At 64.9% G+C, this 18,929-nt stretch carries 17 protein-coding genes; 1 reads left to right on the top strand and 16 read right to left on the bottom strand.

The features are described 5' to 3' along the window. Nucleotides 1-60: 60 nt before the first annotated feature. The 7 genes from FZ938_RS16960 to FZ938_RS16930 form a co-directional block, all read right to left on the bottom strand. Nucleotides 61-978: an SMP-30/gluconolactonase/LRE family protein gene (locus FZ938_RS16960; RefSeq protein ID WP_149199635.1), complete on the bottom strand. Its 918-nt coding sequence runs from the start codon at nucleotides 976-978 to the stop codon at nucleotides 61-63. Nucleotides 979-996: 18 nt separating this feature from the next. Next, nucleotides 997-1,947, bottom strand: a complete 951-nt coding sequence (locus FZ938_RS16955; RefSeq protein WP_149199634.1) for an ABC transporter permease — start codon at nucleotides 1,945-1,947, stop codon at nucleotides 997-999. Continuing rightward, nucleotides 1,948-2,886, bottom strand: a complete 939-nt coding sequence (locus tag FZ938_RS16950) for an ABC transporter permease (protein ID WP_149199633.1) — start codon at nucleotides 2,884-2,886, stop codon at nucleotides 1,948-1,950. A gap of 12 nt (nucleotides 2,887-2,898) precedes the next feature. After that, complete coding sequence (locus tag FZ938_RS16945; protein WP_246458136.1) at nucleotides 2,899-4,374, bottom strand: sugar ABC transporter ATP-binding protein; 1,476 nt, start codon at nucleotides 4,372-4,374, stop codon at nucleotides 2,899-2,901. A gap of 47 nt (nucleotides 4,375-4,421) precedes the next feature. Further along, nucleotides 4,422-5,441: an ABC transporter substrate-binding protein gene (locus FZ938_RS16940; RefSeq protein WP_149199632.1), complete on the bottom strand. Its 1,020-nt coding sequence runs from the start codon at nucleotides 5,439-5,441 to the stop codon at nucleotides 4,422-4,424. Between the two features lie 83 nt (nucleotides 5,442-5,524). Then, entirely contained in the window at nucleotides 5,525-6,451 is a 927-nt protein-coding gene (locus FZ938_RS16935; protein ID WP_149199631.1) for a dihydrodipicolinate synthase family protein, read from the bottom strand. 70 nt (nucleotides 6,452-6,521) lie between these two features. After that, nucleotides 6,522-7,886 carry an alpha-hydroxy acid oxidase gene (locus FZ938_RS16930; protein WP_211101084.1) on the bottom strand — a complete coding sequence of 455 codons (1,365 nt, stop codon included), beginning with the start codon at nucleotides 7,884-7,886 and terminating at the stop codon, nucleotides 6,522-6,524. Nucleotides 7,887-8,071: 185 nt separating this feature from the next. On the opposite strand from FZ938_RS16930, the gene FZ938_RS16925 reads away from it, so the two are divergent. Next, complete coding sequence (locus tag FZ938_RS16925; RefSeq protein WP_174757497.1) at nucleotides 8,072-9,055, top strand: GntR family transcriptional regulator; 984 nt, start codon at nucleotides 8,072-8,074, stop codon at nucleotides 9,053-9,055. Nucleotides 9,056-9,155: 100 nt separating this feature from the next. Here the strand turns inward: FZ938_RS16925 and FZ938_RS16920 are convergent, their stop codons facing one another. The 9 genes from FZ938_RS16920 to FZ938_RS16880 form a co-directional block, all read right to left on the bottom strand. Further along, nucleotides 9,156-10,370, bottom strand: coding sequence for an ABC transporter substrate-binding protein (locus tag FZ938_RS16920; RefSeq protein WP_149199629.1), 1,215 nt, complete (start codon nucleotides 10,368-10,370; stop codon nucleotides 9,156-9,158). Between the two features lie 47 nt (nucleotides 10,371-10,417). Continuing rightward, nucleotides 10,418-11,398 (bottom strand): branched-chain amino acid ABC transporter permease, encoded by a 981-nt coding sequence (locus FZ938_RS16915; protein WP_174757495.1) that lies wholly within the window; start codon nucleotides 11,396-11,398, stop codon nucleotides 10,418-10,420. Next, complete coding sequence (locus FZ938_RS16910) at nucleotides 11,395-12,282, bottom strand: branched-chain amino acid ABC transporter permease (protein WP_149199628.1); 888 nt, start codon at nucleotides 12,280-12,282, stop codon at nucleotides 11,395-11,397. Before FZ938_RS16910 ends, FZ938_RS16915 begins: the two co-directional genes overlap by 4 nt. An 80-nt stretch (nucleotides 12,283-12,362) precedes the next feature. Next, a complete protein-coding gene (locus FZ938_RS16905; RefSeq protein ID WP_098735550.1) occupies nucleotides 12,363-13,088 on the bottom strand; it encodes an ABC transporter ATP-binding protein in 726 nt (241 codons plus the stop codon). After that, nucleotides 13,088-13,861 carry an ABC transporter ATP-binding protein gene (locus FZ938_RS16900; protein ID WP_211101083.1) on the bottom strand — a complete coding sequence of 258 codons (774 nt, stop codon included), beginning with the start codon at nucleotides 13,859-13,861 and terminating at the stop codon, nucleotides 13,088-13,090. The genes FZ938_RS16905 and FZ938_RS16900 overlap by 1 nt, the downstream gene beginning before the upstream one ends. Before the next feature lie 312 nt (nucleotides 13,862-14,173). Continuing rightward, nucleotides 14,174-14,899: an ABC transporter ATP-binding protein gene (locus FZ938_RS16895; RefSeq protein ID WP_149199626.1), complete on the bottom strand. Its 726-nt coding sequence runs from the start codon at nucleotides 14,897-14,899 to the stop codon at nucleotides 14,174-14,176. Continuing rightward, a complete protein-coding gene (locus FZ938_RS16890) occupies nucleotides 14,886-16,661 on the bottom strand; it encodes a branched-chain amino acid ABC transporter ATP-binding protein/permease (RefSeq protein ID WP_149199625.1) in 1,776 nt (591 codons plus the stop codon). The genes FZ938_RS16895 and FZ938_RS16890 overlap by 14 nt, the downstream gene beginning before the upstream one ends. Before the next feature lie 11 nt (nucleotides 16,662-16,672). Beyond that, the gene (locus FZ938_RS16885) at nucleotides 16,673-17,548 is read right to left on the bottom strand and encodes a branched-chain amino acid ABC transporter permease (protein ID WP_149199624.1); all 876 of its coding nucleotides are present in this window, start codon (nucleotides 17,546-17,548) and stop codon (nucleotides 16,673-16,675) included. A gap of 149 nt (nucleotides 17,549-17,697) precedes the next feature. After that, a complete protein-coding gene (locus FZ938_RS16880) occupies nucleotides 17,698-18,831 on the bottom strand; it encodes an ABC transporter substrate-binding protein (protein ID WP_149199623.1) in 1,134 nt (377 codons plus the stop codon). Nucleotides 18,832-18,929: the final 98 nt, after the last annotated feature.

Genomic DNA, 18,929 nt, shown 5'->3' with positions numbered 1-18,929 from the left:
GAGTATCAGTCATTGTGGGCTCCATAGGGCAGGCGCGGCGCGGCGTCCGCGCGTCCGGTCTCAGGCTCGTCCCGCCCCGGCGATGCCGAGATTCAGGGTGTAGAGGGTCGACGTTGCCGTGATGAAAAGCTGGTTCCGGCGCACCCCGCCGAAGGTCAGGTTGGACACCATCTGCGGGATCAGGATTTTGCCGAGCAAGGCGCCGTCAGGTGCGTAGCACAGGACGCCGTCGCGGGCGCTGGTCCAGACATTGCCTTCCACATCCACGCGGAACCCGTCCGGCACACCGGGGGAAACCTCGGCGAAGACACGGGGCCGGGACAGGCGTCCGTCGTCGCCGACGGCGAAGGCGCGGATGTGGTGTGGGCCGTTGTCGTCATGGGTCGCGCCGGAATCCGCCACGTACAGAATGCTCTCGTCCGGCGAGAAGGCAAGCCCGTTGGGCTTGACGAAATCGTCGGCGACTACCCGCAGGTCACCGGTCACGGGATCAAGGCGGAAGACGTAGCAGCCGTCCTGTTCCTGGGGTGCCTTGAAGCCCTCATAGTCGGACAGGATGCCGTAGGTCGGGTCGGTGAACCAGATCGACCCGTCGGACTTCACCACGACGTCGTTCGGTGCATTGAGCCGCCGCCCGTCGTATCGGTCGGCGAGCACCGTGATGCGGCCGTCCCATTCCGTCCGCGTGACCCGCCGGCCGCCATGCTCGCAACTGACCAGACGACCTTCCCGGTCGCGCGTGTTGCCGTTTGAGTAGTTGGCGTTGATCCGGTAAACGCCGACCCCGAGGTCCGGGACCCAGCGGAGCATGCGGTTGTTCGGGATGTCGCTCCAGATCAGATAGCCGCCGTCGGCGATCCAAACCGGCCCCTCGGCCCAGCGGCTGCCGGTGTGGAGGGTTTCCAACGGGGCGATTGGAACCGTCAGCTCGTAGAAGCGCCGGTCGCAATATTCGAGATGGTTGCCGACCATCGACATGGTTGGTTCTCCCTTAGTTTATCGTTGCGAAGTCTCGCCGCCCGCCAGGGTGATGACGGCTATGATGATGAGTCCGGTGAGGGTCAGCCGGATGCCGGCTCCCAGGCCCAGCGTGTTCAGCATGCTGACCAGCAGGAACAGGAACAGGGAGGCGCCCCAGATGCCCGGCACGTTGGCGCGGCCGCCGGCTACCGAACTGCCGCCGATGACGACGACCGCGATGGAGGCGAGCAGATACTCCTGCCCCATGTCGAGGGAGGCGCCGCCGGAAAATCCGGCAAGCAGCACGCCGCAGACGGAGGCGAACAGGGCGCACAGCACATATGTGACGCAGCGGACGAGGCCGACGTGCACACCGGCGAGCCAAGCGGCGCGGGCGTTCTGCCCCACCGCCAGCACCGACCGGCCGTACACGGTACGCGTGAGCATGACGCCGACGGTGGCGGCGAGCAGAACCGCGAAGATCGCGTTGATCGGTATGCCATACAGCCGGCTCGTGGCGAAATCTTGCAAGGCTTGCGGTGGCTGGACCTGGAGGCCCCGCCCGTAGCTGATTGCGGCGGACTGCACCAGGAAGCTCGACGACAGCGTCGCGATGATCGGCGGCATCCTCAGCAGATGGATCAGCAGGTTGTTGAAACCACCCACCGCGACCCCGCAGGCGAGGGCGGCGAGCACACCGGGCAGGATCGCCGCGTCCTGGCCGTTCATCACCCGCATGGCGACGCAGCCGGACAGGGTGATGACCGCTGGGATGGACAGGTCGATGTTCCCCGGTCCCAGCGTGATCACCATCATCTGCCCGAGGCCAACGATGACGAAGAACGCGGCGAAGGCCAGCGCAGCCGTGATCGCCTCCTCCGCCCCCCGCCCGTTGAGGAACAGGACGAGAAGACCCCAGGCGCCAAACGCCGCCGCGAAGGACCAGAACCAGGGCTTTCCGGTGGATAGCGGGATGCAACGGGTCATTCAGCTCTCCTTACGGGCAACGGCGGCGCGCAGCGCCAGCACGACAATCAGGATCGCTCCCTGAGCGCCGACCTGCCAATCGGGCGAGATGCGCAGGAACGTCAGCGCCGAACCGGCAAGAGCCAGCGTGAGCACGCCCAGCACGGTGCCCACCGGCGAGACGCGCCCGCCGACGAACTCGCAGCCACCCAGGATCGCCCCGGCGATGGACAGAAGGGTGTAGCGAAGGGCGATGTTGGCATCCGCCGAAGTCGAGATGCCGAGGAGAGCCAAGCCGGCCAGGACGCCGAACAGGCCGGCCAATGCGTACATCGTCATGGTCGCCCGCAGCATCGACCAGCCGGACCGGCGCATCGCCTGTGGATTGCCGCCGAAGCCCCGCAGGATGGTTCCGTAGGATGTGCGCATCAGGCCGTAATGGACGGCCGCCGCGATGATGATGGACGCAACGATCGGAACGGGCACGTACGGTGCCCGGAAGGACATCAGCTGGCGCAGCCAGGTAGGCGAGGCTCCGCCCGGCGTCGGCAGCAGCATCACCGCCAGCCCGAGCCAGACGAACGACATCCCGAGAGTGACGACGATCGACGGAAGCCGGCGGATGTGGATGAGCGCGCCGAGGCAGGCATAGGCCAGGACACAGGCGGCGAGAGCCGCCACACCGAGCAGCGGGCTGTCGTTCAGCCATGTGGCGCCGATACAGGCGACCAGTCCGACGAAGCTGCCGATCGACAGATCAAGGTCGTTGATTGCGATGATGAAGAGCTGGGCCATCGTGGCGAGCGCGATGGGCACCGCCAGATTGAGCATCAGGTTGATGCCGAACACGCTCATCGCGCGCGGCTGGAGCGTGAAGATCGTGGCGAGCAGAAGGATGAGCGTAACGGCTGGGAGGGCAGCGCGAAACACGCTCTGCGAGAGGATGGCGCTTTGAAACATGGGGCCGTTCCGTCAGAAGGAAGCGTGCAGGATTCGCTCTTCGGTGAGCTGGTCCTGGTCAAGGTCGGCGGTGATGGCGCCGTTGCGGAAGACGTACACACGGTCGCATTCGTAGAGCTCTTCCATTTCGGTCGTGTACCAAAGAAAGGTCCGCCCCTTGTCGGCCTCGTCGCGAATGAGGCGGTAGACCTCGCGCTTGGTTGCCACGTCGACGCCGCGCATCGGATCGTCCATCAGGATGATGCGCGCGTCCGAACCGAGTGCGCGGGCGAAGAGAGCCTTCTGCTGATTCCCACCGGACAGCGACAGAATGCCGTCCTTGAGATCGGCGGAGCGGATGCCGATCCGGGCGCGCCAGTCTTCGGCGAACCGGTCCTCCAACCCCGGATCGATCAGCGGACCGCGCCGCATCGCCTTCAGTGAGCGGAGTCCGATGTTCTGCGTGATCGACCATTGGGGGAAAATCCCATCCCGCTGCCGGTCTCCGGCCACCAGCGCCACCGAATCCGAGACGCTGACGGTGGGCGACCGCCGCTGTGCCGCTCTGAACACCGACAGCAGGAGGTCCGTCTGGCCATGGGCGGCGAGGCCGCCCAGACCGACGATCTCGCCAGCGCGCGCCGTGAGCTCCCGCCGGTTCCCCGGCGCGGACGGCTGCGCCCGCACCCGGATTTCCGAAGAGCGTGCCGGGCTACGCGCTTTCGTGCTGCATTCCTGCTGGTGCGACAGGCCGCCCATGGCGCTCACCAGTCCTTCGCGGTCGAAGGCCGAGGCGGCTTCGGAGGCGATGACGCGACCATCACGCATGATGACCACGCGATCCGCCGTTTCGAGGATTTCGTGCAGCATGTGCGAGATGAGGATCACGCCGACCCCCCTCGCTTCCTGCCGGCGGACGAAGGCAAGAAGTTGCCCCGCCGTCGCCGCGTCGAGGGAGGAGGTGGGCTCGTCGAGGATCACGAAGCGAAGCGACTCGTCTGTGACCGTGAAGGCGCGGGCGATCTCCACCATCTGTCGCTGCGCGATCGACAGATCCGCGACCGCCGCGCCGACGGCGATGCCGTGGCCGGGAAAGATGTCGTCCAGCATGGCACCGATCAAGGCGGCGGCCCGCTTTCGCCAGTTCCAGCCGCGCAGCCGTGGATGCAACAGCCGCGTGTTCTCCGCGACCGTCAAGTTGCCGCAGAGGGACAGTTCCTGGAAGACACAGCGCACACCGAGCGCGTGCGCGCGGAACACCGAATAGGATCGGTCGAGTTCGACGTCGTCGATCCGAAGGTGTCCGGCATCGGGAGCCAGCGTGCCGGCCAGGACGTTCATCAAGGTCGATTTTCCCGCGCCGTTGTGGCCGACGAGACCGAGGCATTCTCCGCTCCGCAGGACGAGGTCGACACCCGCCAGCGCCTTCACGGCGCCAAAGCTCTTCGTCACACCGGTCAGGTCGATGACGGATTGGGGGGACATCACCGGCTCCTTATCGTTGGGCATGGCAGCCTGTCCCGGTGGCGGGAAACGCGCGACCGGGACCACCCGTTTCATTTCGCGTCGGCGAGGTCCCGCAGGATTTTCTCGGCGTCGGCCTGCGTGTATTCCACGTTGGCGACCCCGCCCACCGGTGTCCTGGCCAGAACCGTGTCGATGTCCTCCTGCGCGACGGTCAGATAGGGGACGGTCACGTCCTTGGGCAGTTGCTTGCCGTCGAGAACCTGCTGCGCAACCCAGAAGGCGAGCGTCGAGATGCCCGGCGCGATCGTGCCCGAGAAGGTCGTGTAACCGTTCGTTTCGCGCTGCTTCTTCCACCACGCCAACTCGTCGTAGCGGTTGCCGAGGATGATGATCGGGGTTGGGCGTCCGGCGACGCGGAAAGCCTCCGCCGCTCCGGTGCCGTCGCCGCCCTGGGTCACGACGGCGTCGATGGCCGGCAGGCTCGGCAGGACGCCGGCGACCGCCTTCTGGGCCACGGTCTGGGTCCAGTCGCCGTAGACCGATGCGACGATCTTGAACTGCGGGTGCTTTTCAACCCCGCGCATGATGCCGGTGTGGAGGTCGTCGTCGATCGAGCTTCCGGCGATGCCGCGGATTTCCAGGAGATTGCCGCCCTTGGGCAGCCGGGTCGCAAGATACTCCACCTGCCGTGCGCCCAGCTCCTTGTAGTCGACTTGGACACGGTAGGCGCAGGGCTCCGTCACGATGCCGTCGAAGGAGACGACGACGATGCCGGCATCGCACGCCGCCTTGATCGAGCCGTTGAGGGCGGTCGGCGACGCCGCGTCGAGGACGATGGCGTCATAACCTTGCAGGATCAGGTTCTGGATCTGGGCCGCCTGTTCGGTCACCTGGTTTTCGGCGGTCGTAAAGGCCGAAACCTCGCGCACCTTGCCTTGGGCCACGGCGACCTTGGTGACGGTTTCCCAGCTTTTCAACATGGCTTGGCGCCATGTGTTGCCGGCGTAATTGTTCGACAGGGCGATGCGCTTGCCGGACGTGTCGGCCAAAGCCGGAGTTGCCGCGAGCAGGGCCGCGACGATGGGCGCCGCTATCGTTTTGAGCTTCATGGTTTTCCTCCACTGACTGGTTATGATTGTTGATGGTGTCCGGTTTGCGCGGCGGACGCGTTCGGTCGATTTCCCGGCCGGCGTCACGCCCAGCGGAGAACCAGGGGATCGAGGCGACGCGCCGTCTCGATCAGGCCGGCCCTGGTTCGGGGATGGAGAGGCTTCAGCGGGTGGCGGACGGCCTCCGAGGCGATCACGCCACCCTCCTTCATCAACACCTTGGCGGCGACCAGCCCGGCTTGGCGGTTCTCGTGGTTGATCAGCGGCAGCCAGCGGCCATAGGCCTCCACCGCCTCCTCGCGGCGGCCGTCCCTGTAGGCATCGACGATCTGGCGGATACCGTCCGGATAGCCGCCGCCGGTCATGGACCCCGTCGCTCCGGCCTCGAGATCGGGAAGCAGGGTGATGGCCTCCTCGCCGTCCCAAGGCCCTTCGACGGCATCGCCGCCCAGGGAGATCAGCTCGCGCAGCTTGTCGGCGGCACCCGGCACCTCGATCTTGAAATAGGCGACGTTGGCAATCTCCCGCGCCATGCGGGCGAGGAAGGCGGCGGGCAGGGCGGTGCCGCTGACCGGGGCGTCCTGGATCATGATCGGAATGCCGATGGTGTCCGACACCGCCTGGAAGAACTCGAAGATTTCCGGTTCCCGCACGCGGATGGTGGCGCCGTGGTAAGGTGGCATGATCATCACCATGGACGCGCCAGCTTCCTGCGCCCGCAGGCTGCGCTCGGCGCACGCCTGGGTGCTGAAATGGGTGGTGGTGACGATCACCGGCACGCGCCCGCTCACATGATCGAGGATGCCGTGGACCAGCTGGTCACGCTCCCCGTCGGTCAGGACGAACTGTTCGGAGAAGTTCGCCAGGATGCAGAGGCCATCCGATCCGGCGTCGATCATGAAATCGACGCAACGGCGCTGGCCGTCCAGATCGAGTTCGCCGCTGTCGTCGAAGATGGTGGGCACCACCGGAAACACGCCGCGGAAACGCGGCGGCGGGCCAGCCGTCATGATGGAAATCCTTGCTGATGCGAGTTCGCGCCATCCCGACGGGCATGGTCGGGATGCCGCCGGTTGCCCGCTAGGCGGCGTTCGGCCGCAAAAGAGCTTCTGCGGCTGCGGGCATGACGGCTGCGTTCGTGCGGGACCAGTCGATGCAATGGCTGTCGATTTGCGTCACGCTCGGGCAACCGAGCAGACCGAGGACACGGTCGATCTCGGTTTTCAGAATGTCGATTGCGTGGACCACGCCGGGATATCCGCCGGCCGCGAGACCGTAATTGGTCGCGCGTCCCAGCAGAACGGCATGGGCGCCCAGGGCGATGGCCTTGACGATGTCCGCCCCCCGGCGGAATCCACCGTCGACAAGAACGGTCAGACGGTGTCCGACCGTGGCGGCGACCTCCGGCAGGATCTCCATCGCCGAGATGGCGCCGTCGAGTTGCCGGCCGCCATGGTTGGTGAGGACGATCCCATCGACGCCATGGTCGGCGGCGAGCACGGCATCCTGAACCGAAAGGACACCCTTCACGATGAGCCGGCGCGGCCACAGCGAACGCAGCCACCGGATGTCCGCCCAGCTCAACGAGGGGTCAAGTTCCTTGGCGATGGCCAGGGCTGCTCCGCGCACGCTGTCCTGCCCTGGCGGGAGCAGGTCGCCGAGGTTGGCGAAGCGCGGCATTCCCCGAGGCAGCAGCACATCGGCCATCCAGCGCGGGTGCCGCAGGACGTCCAGGCTGTTGCGCACATCGAGGCGCAACGGTTTGGCATAATTGCGCCGGTCCCACTCGCGGTTGCCGAAGATCGCGCTGTCCGTCGTGACCACCAATGCCTCGACGCCGGTCTTTTCCGCGCGCTCGACGAGACGGGCCGCGTATTCGCGGGTCCGATAGAGATAGAGCTGCATCCACACGCGGCCTCCGGCCCGCTCCACCACCTCTTCCAGACGCATGGTGGACGCGTTGCTCAGAACATAGGGAACGCCGGCGGCGGCGGCGGCGCGGGCCAGCGCCAGATCGCCGTCGCGGGCGAGCAGGCCGCTGAAGCCGGTCGGGCCGATCATGAACGGAGCGGCCATGGCCCGGCCGAACAGCTCGACCGTCTGGTCGCGCCGGGCGACATCGACCAAGGTTCGCGGCCGGAAGGCCATGTCCTCAAACACCGAGCGGTTGCGCCTCAGCGTTATTTCGTCCTCCGCGCCTCCGTCCACATACTCGAAGCAAAAGTTGGGGAGGCGCTTGCGGGCGATCTCGCGCAGATCCGCGATGTTCTGCGCCCGTTTGAAATCCTTGCCGCGATACAGGCGTCGTTTCATGGGTTGCTCCGATCGCTCACCGGCGACGACCGCCGGGATGGTGGGACTTGTGAGCGATGGATCTCGCGATCCGATCAAGGGTGGGCCGTCGCATCGCCGATCCGGGAAGGGGCGGAACGAACCGTCCGGCATCCAATTGTCAGCGACCGCGACAATGATCTACCATGCTATGAACATTGCCGGCAATAGTCATTTTTCGACGCTGCTTTTCGTGGCTGCGGCGTGCGGGCGAAATCCGCGTTATGTTGGGCGGTCAGGACGGGCGGGTGCGGGAGAAGACCGTTCCCGGCAGACAGAGGAGAGGGGCGCGACGCGCCATGGGTGTCGATCACATGGATGTGGAACCGATCTACACACGGATTTACGAGATATTGGAGCGGTCCATTCAGGATGGCCGACTTGCCGAGGGAACGGTTCTTCTCGAATCGCCGCTCGCCGAGTTGTTCGGGTCGAGCAGGGCCCCGGTGCGAAAGGCGCTAATGCAGTTGCAGACGGCCGGCCTGATCCGCCGCTTCGAAGGCCGTGGATTTATGGTCGGGAGCGAAGGCGCCGAAATCAGGCGGATCGATCTGCAACCGGAAATGCTCGATCTAAGTGCAGAACAGGCGCTTCTGCGAAAGTCCTTTGCATGGGAAGGCATTTACGAGGACGTGGAGCGTACGATTATTTACCGATCGGCATTCGGCCGCTTTCGCGTCAACGAGCTTGAACTGGCACGTCATTTCAATGTTGGGCGGACGGTTGCGCGGGACGTCCTTACCCGGCTCGAAGCCATGGGCATGGTTGAGAAGGACGAACGCAACCGTTGGGTTATCGTTGCGCTGGACCACCGTCGCTTGATCAATCTCTATGAGATACGCGAGCAGCTCGAACCCTTCGCTTTCGGTCGGTCCGTCCGCTCGATCAACCCGGCAGTGCTCCGATGCATGCGGGAGCGGTTGCAGGCGCGGTTGGCCAGCTACCCGAATGTCAGCGCTAGGGAAATGGACGATCTGGAGTTCGACCTCCATGTCCGCTGCTTGTCAGCCTGCCCGAATACGGAACTGCTGGATATGCTGCAACGGACACGATCCGTGCTGACGCTGGGCAAGCATCTGCTCGGCGTTGAGATCGCCTTGCCGGAGTACGAGCCCTTCATGGCCGAGCACATCGCCGTGTTCGACGCCGCGCTGTCCGGCCAGGTTGAGGACGCCGTCGAAATGCTGCGCCACCACATCCGCGTGTCGGGCCCCAAGATGGAACAGCGGCTTATCCTGTTCCGCGGCAGTTTCACGCCGCCGCCGATGTCCTATATCGAGTAGCCGGGGAACGGGCGCAGCCAAAGAAAAGCCCGCCCGGCGTGTTGCCGGACGGGCGTGAGCCGTGTCGAATTGAGCGGCTCGCGATGATGCAAACGGGGCTTTACTTCTTGACCAGCGGACAGCCGCCGTCTTCCAGCGGACGGAAAGCCTCCTCAGCCGGGATCGTGGCGCGCAGCTTGTAGAAGTCACCGGGCCCCTTGGATTCGGACGGCTTCTTGACCTCGAACAGATAGAGCGGATGGATCTTGCGGCCGTCGGCGCGGATGGTGCCCTTGCCGAACAGCGGATCGTCGGTCGGCGTGGCCTTCATCGCCGCGACCACCTTGGCGCCGTCGCCGTCCTCCTTCAACGTCGCCACCGTCTTCAGATAGTGGGTCACCGCTGAATAGACGCCGGCCTGGGCGCTGGTCGGGAAGGCTCCCCGGTTGGCGGCGGTGAAGGCCTGGGCGAACTTGCGGTTTTCGTCGGTCATGTCCCAGTACCAGGCTTCGGTCAGGATCAAGCCCTGTGCAGCATTTAGCCCCAACGCCTGCACGTCGCTTATGAACACCAGCAGGCCGGCAAGATTCTGCCCGCCTTGGGTGATGCCGAACTCCGCCGCCTGCTTGATGGCGTTGATGGTATCGCCGCCGGCGTTGGCGAGGCCGATTACCTTGGCCTTTGACGCCTGCGCCTGGAGCAGGAAGGAGGAAAAGTCGGTGCCGGGGAAGGGGTGCCGGATCTTGCCCAGGACCTTGCCGCCATTCTTGAGGACGACGGCCTCGGTGTCCCGTTCCAGTGCTTGACCAAAGGCGTAGTCGGCGGTCAGGAAATACCAACTGTCACCGCCGGTCTTCACCACTGCCTTGCCGGTGGCATTGGCCAAGGCCCAAGTATCGTAGGTCCAATGGATCGAGTTTGGGGTGCAGGCGGTGCCCGTCAGGTCGGCGGTCCCGCCGCCGGAGACGATCATCACCTTGTTCTTTTCCTGGACCACCTGATTGACCGCGAGGATCACCGAGGAGGTCGGCACGTCGACGATCATGTCGACCTTGTCGACGTCGATCCATTTGCGGGCAATGCTCGACCCGATGTCGGGCTTGTTCTGGTGGTCGGCGGCCACGACCTCGACCTTCAGCCCGTGTTTTTCAGGCTGGAAGTCCTCGACGGCTTTTTTGGCCGCCCAGATCGATCCCGGTCCGGACAGCCCGGCGTAGATCCCGGACTGGTCGTTCAGCACGCCGATGCGGACAACACCGTCGGTGATCTCGGCGTGTGCCGTGCCGAGGCTCAGCAGAGCGCCGACGCACAGGCCGATGGAGCTTCCCTTCAACATTGCTTCCTCCCCTTCTGGATGTGTTTGTGGATGGCGCGCGGAGCGCCTCATCCGCCGTCTGCGGATCCGGATCGCGCATCGCCCAAAACGCGGCGGCGCAGTTCGTTCAACTCTCCAGCGATGCCGCGCCGGAAAATCAGGACGCACAGGATGAAGATCACCCCGATGATGATGGTGACGAAGGAACCGACCTTGTCGGCCAACTCGTTCTGAAGCACGACGACGACGCCGGCTCCCAGCATCGGGCCGATCACGGTGCCGACGCCGCCCAGCAACGTCATCAGCACCACCTCGCCCGACACGTGCCAATGGACGTCGGCGAGCGTGGCGAACTTGAACACCAGCACCTTGGTGGCGCCGGCCAGCCCCGCCAGCCCGGCCGACAGCACGAAGGCGAGCAGCTTGTAACGCGCGACGTCGTAGCCGAGCGAGGTCACCCGCGCCTCGTTCTCGCGGATCGCCTTCAGGACCTCGCCGAAGGGCGAGTGGATGGCGCGGTGGATCACCCAAAGCCCGAAGACGACGATGGCCAGAACCACGTAATAGAGCGTGGTGTCGTCGGACAGGTCGATCAGGCCGAACAGGCTGCCGCGCGGCACGCCCTGCAAGCCGTCCTCGCCGCCGGTGAACGGCGCCTTCAGGAAGACGAAGAACATCATCTGGGCGAGCGCCAGCGTCACCATGGCGAAATAGATGCCATGGCGGCGGATGGCGATCAGCCCGAACACGGCGCCCAGCAGCGCGGCGGCCCCAGCGCCCAGCGCGAGGCTGGGCAGGGTCGGCAACTCCCACGCCTTCAGCGCGTGGGCGGTCACATAGGCCGCCGTGCCCAGGAAGGTGGCGTGACCGAAGGACAGCAGCCCGGTGTAGCCGAGCAGAAGATTGAAAGAGCAGGCGAAGAGACCGAAGCACAAGACGGTCATGCCCAGCACCGGGTAGGTCACGAACGGCACCGCCATCGCCAGGGCGAGAAGGACGACGATCCGGACGCGGTTGATGGTGAGGAAGGTCTCGGTCATCGTGGTCATCTTTCCTTGCCGAACAGCCCGGCCGGGCGCAGGAGCAGCACGATCGCCATGATGATGAAGACCATGGTCGAAGAAATTTCCGGGTAGAGCACTTTGGGGATGGCTTCGACGATCCCAAGCATCAGGCCGGTCGCTATCGAGCCGACGATCGATCCCATGCCGCCGATGACGACCACGGCGAACACGACGATGATCATGTTGGAGCCCATCAGCGGACTGACCTGGAGCACCGGTGCCGCCAACACGCCGGCGAAGCCGGCCAGCCCGACACCAAGCCCATAGATCAGCATCACCATGATGGGGACGTTGATTCCGAAGGCTTGCGTCAGCTTCGGATTTTCGGTGGCAGCCCGCAGATAGGAGCCGAGGCGGGTCTTCTCGATGATGAACCAGGTCCCGACGCAAACGGTCAGCGACGCGACGATCACCCAGGCCCGGTATTTCGGCAGGAACATGAAGCCGAGATTGAAGCCGCCGGTCAGGCCCTCCGGCACGTCGAAGGGCTGGCCGGCGACGCCGAACCAGTGCCGGAACATGCCCTCGATCACCAGGGCGATGCCGAAGGTCAGCAGCAGCCCGTAGAGATGGTCGAGTTTGTAGATCCACTGCAGCAGGGTGCGTTCGACGGCGATGCCGATCAGCGCCACCGCCAGGGGTACCAGGATCAGGGACCACCAATAGCTGATTCCCCAGTAATACAGCCCCATCCACGCCAGGAAGGCACCGATCATGTAGAAGGCGCCATGAGCGAAGTTGATGATGTTGAGCATCCCGAAGATCACCGAGAGCCCGATGCTGAGCATCGCGTAAAAGGATCCGTTCACCAGGCCGAGGACCAGTTGCCCCATGAGCGCCTGGATGGGAAAACCGAAGATCTCGGTCATTCTCCAAACCTTCCGAATTATGTGGTCGCGGTGCCCCCCGGGGGCGCCGTTGGGGGCGTCGCAAAGGAGCGCCGGTGCGGTCAGACGCCGAGATAGTCGCGCAGCAACCCCATCTTCGACGGCAGGTCGCGTCGTTCGATTTCCGTGGCCACCCGACCATGCTCCACGACGTACATCCGGTCGGCCAGCGGCGCGGCGAAGCGGAAATTCTGCTCGACCAGCAGGATCGTATAGCCCTTGGCCTTCAGATCGCGGATGATCTCGCCAAGCTTTTCGACGATGACCGGCGCCAGCCCTTCGGATATTTCGTCGAGCAGCAGCAGGCGGGCGCCGGTGCGCAGGATGCGGGCCATCGCCAGCATCTGCTGCTCGCCGCCGGACAGGCGGGTCCCCTGGCTGTGGCGCCGTTCCTTCAGGTTCGGGAACATGGCGTAGATTTCCTCCACGCTCATGCCGCCGCTGGCGACCTTGGGCAGGAGAAGCAGGTTCTCCTCGCAGGACAGGCTGGAATAGATGCCACGCTCCTCCGGGCAATAGCCGACACCCAGCCGCGCGATGCGGTGCGGCGGCAACCGGATGACATCCTTTCCATCGAGCATGATCGACCCTGACCGTCGCCCGGTGAGTCCCAGGATGGCGCGCATTGTCGTGGTGCGCCCGGCGCCGTTGCGGCCCAGCAGCGACACGCATTCGCCTTGGTTGACGACGAAGTCCATGCCGTGCAGCACGTGCGATTCGCCGTAGAACGCGTGCAGATCGGTGACGCGCAGATATTCGACGGGCGTATGCTCGATCCGACGGCTCATCACAGTGCCTCCACCAGTTCGTCGTTGGCGGCGGACCCCATGTAGGCCTCGATGACGCGCGGGTCGTCCGACACCTCGGCGTAGGAGCCCTCGGCGAGGACGGCTCCGCGGGCGAGCACGGTGATGGCGTCGCTGATGCCGGCGACGACCTTCATGTTGTGCTCGACCATCAGGATGGTGCGGTTGGCCGACACCCGCTTGATCAGGTCCATGACGCGGTCGACGTCCTCGTGCCCCATGCCCTGGGTCGGTTCGTCGAGCAGCATCACCTCGGGGTCGAGCGCCAGGGTGGTGGCGATTTCCAGCGCCCGTTTCCGGCCGTAGGGCATTTCCACGGCGGCCATGCCGGCAAAGCTCTTCAGCCCGACGAGGTCCAGAATCCCCACCGCCTGGTCGTTCAAGCAATCAAGCGACCGGTTGGACCTCCAAAAATGGAGGGAGGTGCCGAGACCGCGCTGCATGGCCACGCGGACATTCTGAAGGGCTGTCAGATGCGGAAACACCGCCGAGATTTGAAAGGAGCGCACGATGCCCCGGCGCGCGACTTGGGCCGGCTTTTCATCGGTGATGTCGGTCCCGTTGAACAGAATCCGCCCATGGGTCGGTTCCAGAAACTTGGTGAGCAGATTGAAGCAGGTCGTCTTGCCGGCGCCGTTGGGTCCGATCAGCGCGTGGATGTGCCCGCGCCGGACGTTGAGATCGACGCGGTTGACGGCTGTAAAGCCCTTGAATTCCTTGGTCATGCCATAGGTCTGAAGGACGAAGTCGTCCATGGCGCTTCCTCTTTCCATCCCGATTCGTCTTCCCCGGCGCAAGAAGGCGCATGTAACGCGATGGCTGTGGGCCATTGGCCCGCAGCCATCGCGCGAGAATTGCCGGCACCCGCTGAATGGGAATTGCTGGCGGACGGGATTGTTGGTACGGGAAGACTGTAGGGTAGGACATAGGGCGTCGCAAATATATTATTAGTATTTTATTAATATCCGTTTCATATAACCAACCGCGTCGGCACCAACCGAGCCCGGCCGCAGGGGCCGGGTATCGATCGATGCTTCGAGGGCTCGAACGCGGGTCCAGAAGGTGGTTCAGGCGGTCCGGCCGCCAAGATAGGCGGCCTTCACGTCGTCGTTGTGGGCCAAACGCTGGGCGTCGCCTTGCAGGACGACGCGCCCGGTTTCCAGCACATAGCCGCGGTCGGCGATGGACAGCGCCATGTGGGCGTTCTGCTCGACCAGCAGGACGGTGGTGCCGCGTTTGCGGATTTCCTGAACGATGCGGAAGACCTGCTGGATGATCAGCGGCGCCAGTCCCAGTGACGGTTCGTCCAGCAGCAGCAGACGGGGCTGTGCCATCAGGCCGCGCGCCAGCGCCACCATCTGGAGCTGACCGCCGGACAGCTTCCAGCACAAGGTGTCGGAGAAGGGCCGGATTTCCGGGAACAGCCCGAACATGTCCTCGACGTCCTCGGCCATCCGCCGGCGGGACGGGCGGCGGCGGTTCGAGGCGCCGAGGATGATGTTTTCGACCACGGTCAGGCCGGGAAACACGCGGCGTCCCTCGGGCACATGGGAGACGCCCATCCGGACGATCGCCTCGGGGGACAAGCCGGTGATGGGCTTGCCGTCGAAGCGGATCGCGCCGGATTGCGGAGTAAGAAGCCCCGACACGCTGCGCAGCGTCGTGGTCTTCCCGGCGCCGTTGGCACCGAGCAGAGCCACGATTTCCCCCGGCTCCACGCTGAGCGAGACTCCGCTCAACGCCTCGACCCGGCCATGGAAGGTGTGGATCCTGTCGATATCAAGCAACGGCATAGGCGCGGCCCTCTCCCAGATAGGCGCTGATGACGGCGGGGTCGCGCAGCACGGCTTCCGGCTGCCCATCGGAGATCCGTTCGCCGAAATTCAGCACGGTGATGCTGTCGGCCACCTGTTCGACCAGCGGCATGTCGTGTTCGATGATCAGGATGGTCAGGCCCAGTCCCTTCATGCGCAGCAGCAGGGCGACCAGCTCCTGCTTTTCGGTCAGGTTCAACCCGGCCGCCGGTTCGTCGAGCAGCAGGAGTTTCGGGTTTGCAGCCAGGGCGCGTGCGATCTCCACCATGCGCTGATGGCCGTAGGACAGATTGGCGACCGAGTCGTCGGCGCGGTCGCCCATACCGACGAAGTGGAGCGCGGCCAGCGAGCGGGCGACCAGATCCCGGTGAACGTCCGACAGGTCATTGCCCGGCCTCTGGGCACCGACCATGACGTTTTCCAGGCAACTCATCGAACGGAACAGCCGGATGTTCTGAAAGGTCCGACTCAACCCAAGCCCGGCCAGGACATGGGGCGCCGCGCCGGTGACATCCTCGTCGGCGAAGGCGATCTTGCCGGCGGTCGGCTTGTAGATGCCGCTCAACACGTTGACCAGCGTCGTCTTGCCCGATCCGTTGGGACCGATCAGCGCGTGGATGTTGTTGCGGCGCACCGCCAGGTCGACGTTGTTGAGCGCGCGCAGCCCGCCGAAATGCTTGGCCAGACCACGCACCACCAGCAGCGGCTCGTCGCGATGGTCGGAGGTCACGGTGTGGAGATGCAGGGCCGGAGCATGGTGGGGGCGCACTGCCGGGGTCCGCAACCGGCGTGTCAGGCGGCGCGCGAATCCGGCAATTCCCTCGGGCATGAAGATCATGATCAGGATGACCGACAGGCCGTAGACCGCCATGTAGATCTCCTTCAGGAAGCGCAGCGATTCCGGCAGCAGGACCAGCAGGACCGTGCCGACCGCCGTGCCGAGCGCCGACCCGGCGCCGCCCAGCAGCGCCATCGTCAGGAACACGATGGATTCGGCCAGGCTGAACTGGTCGGGGCTGACGTAGCTGAAGCCACTGGCGAACAGTGCGCCGCCGATGCCGCCCAACAGGGCGCTGAGGGTGAAGGCGACGACTTTGACGCGGTAGGTGTTGACGCCCGCCACTGACGCGGCCAACTCGTTGTCGCGAACTGCCTCCATGGAGCGGCCGAGCCGCGTGTGTTTCAGGATGCGTACGAAAATCAGGACTGCCGTCAGGCAGACGATGCTGAAGACCAAATAGCCGGCCGAACCGGACAGCGTGTATCCGAACAGCGACGGGCGTGGAATGCCGGGGATGCCGTCGGGGCCGTGGCTGACCTCGATCCAATTGGTCAGGACCAGCGAGAGGATCTGCTGGAACACGATGGTGATCATGGCGAGGTAATGGCCGCCCAGTCGCAGCGACGTGATGCCCAGCACGGCGCCCGCCACGGTGGACGCGGCCATCGCCAGAAGCAACCCACCCCAGAAGGACAGGCCGAGCGACACCGTGCCGATCGCCACGGCGTAGGCACCGATACCGAAGAAGGCCGCCTGCGCCAGCGTGATCTGTCCGGCGTAGCCGAGCACGATGGTCAGGCCGAGAACGGCGACGGCGTAGGTGGTCGCCTGCATGACGATGTTGGTGGCATAGCCGCTCATCGGCACGGACAGGACCAGGACGACGGCCGCCAACCCACCCAGCAACAGCGGGAGCTCGCGGCCGATGCGTCCGAGCCAGACGGAAAGGAACGATGGCATGGGGAAGCCTTTCACGCTTTCTCGGCGATCTTTTCGCCGAAGATGCCCTGGGGGCGGACCATCAGGAATGCGAACAGCACGATGAAGGCGAACGCGTCCTTGTAGGGAACCGAGATGAAGGCGGCTCCGAAGGTTTCGATGATGCCCAGCACGACGCCGCCGATGATCGCGCCCTTGATGTCGCCGAAGCCGCCGATGATCGTGGCCGCGAAAGCCTTGAGCGCGATGGCGCCGCCCATGCCGATGGAGACATAGATGATCGGGCCGACGAGCACGCCGGCGACGCCGCCGAGCACGGCGCTGTAGATGAAGGTGATGGCGATCATGATCTTGACCGGGACGCCCAGTAGGCTGGCCATCTCCTTGTCCTGGGAGGTCGCCTGCAGCTGCTTGCCGACGATGGTCTTCTCGAAGAACAGGTGCTGGAGCAGCACCAGGGCGGCGGTCGCTGCGATGATGACGAGATATTGGCCGTCGAGGAACACCGAACCGACCTGGAAGCCCTGGAAGGACAGGGCGCCGGGCAAGTTGGCCGGATGCGGGCCGTAGGCGGCGAGGACCGAATTCTGGATGACGATCGAAGCCCCGAGCGTGCTGATCAGCACCGGCAGATAGGAGCGGTTGCGCAACGGATAATAGACGCCGTAGTTGAAGATGAGCCCGAACGCCACCATGCCGGCAAGCGCGACGAGGAAACTTGCCCAATAGGGAAGACCCAGATGAAGGTGCGCCAGCACCATCAGGAATGCCGCGAACATCGCGAAATCGCCTTGCGCGAAATTCACGACGCTGGTGGCCCGGTAGATGAGGACGAGACCGAGAGCGACAAGAGCGTAGATGCTGCCCATGCCGATCCCGGCAAAGGTAAGCTGGAGGAGAATGTCCATGGGGACCTCTGGGCATTCCGCGACAAGGCGCCATTCCGGTTGGAAGGGCGCCGGCGGCCGGTCTGTGGAAACTGTGGATGGCGTTCGCGACGTCGAAAACGGGCCGGCGCGTCAACCCCGGTGGTTCGTCGACGCTTCGGATGCGTGCCTCAGCGGACCGTTTCCACCCGCTTGACGAAGACGATCGCGCCGTCCTGGTTGCGGACCACGTTGTAGCCGTGCAGGCCGTCGCCGTTGGCGTTGAAGGAATAAGGACCTTCGGCACCCGGGACGTCCTTGATTGCCAACAGGGCCTCCCGGAGCGCCTTCGGTTCGGTGCTTCCGGCGTTCTTGATCGCCACGGCGGCGACCTTCACCGCGTCGTAGGTCCAGGCCGAGAAGAAATCCGCCTGCACATTGAAACGCTTGCGGTAGTTTTCGGAGAACGTCGTCGCCTCGGGGCTGGAATCGGGGTTGTAGTCGGCCAGCGCGTAGGTGCCGTAAAGCGCCGGACCAGCCAGCTTCAGCGTGGTGGTGGCGACGATGGTCGGGGAACCGATCCACGCGGCATCGACACCGAACTGCCGGAACTGCTTGGCCAGAACACCCTGGTCGGTGTCCTGCACGGTGAAGCTGGCGACGATGTCGGCGCCCGATTGCTTCACCGCCAGCACGATCGGCGTGAAGTCCTGGGAGTTGCTGGTGAAGCCTTGCACCAGCGTCGGGGTGATCCCCTGCTCCTTCAGCGCTTCGGTCAGCAGTTTGACGTTGCTGGCACCGAAGGCGTCGGTGGTGTGGATGATCGCCCACTTCTTCTTGCCGAGATCCTTGATGCCGAACTCGGCCATCGCCTTGGTCGAAATCGCGTCGTTGGGCCGGAAGCGGAAGAACCACGGATTGTTCAGTTGCGTCAGACGGGGGTCGGTGCCGCCGAACAGCACCGGCTTGCCGTTGCGCAGGACGTCGGGCGCGATGGCGTGGACCTGGGTGCTGCGGACGGGCGCGATGAACGCGACGTTGTTCGCGTCGCTGGTCAGTTTGCTGAAGGCAAGCACGGCACCCGGATTGGTGGTCTGGTCGTCTTCGATGACCAGTTCGATCTTGCGCCCCAGCACGCCGCCGGCCGCGTTGACCTCATCCGCCGCCATCTGGGCGCCGTTGATCTGGTTGCGCCCGGATTCGGCGGCGCCGCCGGTGATCGGGGCGATCATGCCGATCCGGATGGGGTCGGCGGCGTGGGCGGCGCCCACGATCATAATGGCGCCGAGCGCCGACAGGACGGTGGTGGTGAAGGCATAACGCATTCGCTTCCTCCTCGGTTTTGTTGTGTTCGCGATTTGGTGCGGTGCGGTTTGGTACGCCGTGACCGCTTCGCGGAAACGCCGGGGGCGGGGTAGTGCCG

This window comes from Azospirillum oryzae (assembly GCF_008364795.1).
GTDB lineage: Bacteria > Pseudomonadota > Alphaproteobacteria > Azospirillales > Azospirillaceae > Azospirillum > Azospirillum oryzae.
Note: the sequence above shows the minus strand (reverse complement) of the source record. Positions and strands in the feature narration are given on the sequence as shown.

What these genes read in the sequence shown, in the direction of transcription:
- FZ938_RS16960 (WP_149199635.1), bottom strand. Translation starts at nt 978, where the DNA reads ATGTCGATGGTCGGCAACCATCTCGAATATTGCGACCGGCGCTTCTAC.
- FZ938_RS16955 (WP_149199634.1), bottom strand. Translation starts at nt 1,947, where the DNA reads ATGACCCGTTGCATCCCGCTATCCACCGGAAAGCCCTGGTTCTGGTCC.
- FZ938_RS16950 (WP_149199633.1), bottom strand. Translation starts at nt 2,886, where the DNA reads ATGTTTCAAAGCGCCATCCTCTCGCAGAGCGTGTTTCGCGCTGCCCTC.
- FZ938_RS16945 (WP_246458136.1), bottom strand. Translation starts at nt 4,374, where the DNA reads ATGCCCAACGATAAGGAGCCGGTGATGTCCCCCCAATCCGTCATCGAC.
- FZ938_RS16940 (WP_149199632.1), bottom strand. Translation starts at nt 5,441, where the DNA reads ATGAAGCTCAAAACGATAGCGGCGCCCATCGTCGCGGCCCTGCTCGCG.
- FZ938_RS16935 (WP_149199631.1), bottom strand. Translation starts at nt 6,451, where the DNA reads ATGACGGCTGGCCCGCCGCCGCGTTTCCGCGGCGTGTTTCCGGTGGTG.
- FZ938_RS16930 (WP_211101084.1), bottom strand. Translation starts at nt 7,886, where the DNA reads ATGCCGGACGGTTCGTTCCGCCCCTTCCCGGATCGGCGATGCGACGGC.
- FZ938_RS16925 (WP_174757497.1), top strand. Translation starts at nt 8,072, where the DNA reads ATGGGTGTCGATCACATGGATGTGGAACCGATCTACACACGGATTTAC.
- FZ938_RS16920 (WP_149199629.1), bottom strand. Translation starts at nt 10,370, where the DNA reads ATGTTGAAGGGAAGCTCCATCGGCCTGTGCGTCGGCGCTCTGCTGAGC.
- FZ938_RS16915 (WP_174757495.1), bottom strand. Translation starts at nt 11,398, where the DNA reads ATGACCACGATGACCGAGACCTTCCTCACCATCAACCGCGTCCGGATC.
- FZ938_RS16910 (WP_149199628.1), bottom strand. Translation starts at nt 12,282, where the DNA reads ATGACCGAGATCTTCGGTTTTCCCATCCAGGCGCTCATGGGGCAACTG.
- FZ938_RS16905 (WP_098735550.1), bottom strand. Translation starts at nt 13,088, where the DNA reads ATGAGCCGTCGGATCGAGCATACGCCCGTCGAATATCTGCGCGTCACC.
- FZ938_RS16900 (WP_211101083.1), bottom strand. Translation starts at nt 13,861, where the DNA reads ATGGACGACTTCGTCCTTCAGACCTATGGCATGACCAAGGAATTCAAG.
- FZ938_RS16895 (WP_149199626.1), bottom strand. Translation starts at nt 14,899, where the DNA reads ATGCCGTTGCTTGATATCGACAGGATCCACACCTTCCATGGCCGGGTC.
- FZ938_RS16890 (WP_149199625.1), bottom strand. Translation starts at nt 16,661, where the DNA reads ATGCCATCGTTCCTTTCCGTCTGGCTCGGACGCATCGGCCGCGAGCTC.
- FZ938_RS16885 (WP_149199624.1), bottom strand. Translation starts at nt 17,548, where the DNA reads ATGGACATTCTCCTCCAGCTTACCTTTGCCGGGATCGGCATGGGCAGC.
- FZ938_RS16880 (WP_149199623.1), bottom strand. Translation starts at nt 18,831, where the DNA reads ATGCGTTATGCCTTCACCACCACCGTCCTGTCGGCGCTCGGCGCCATT.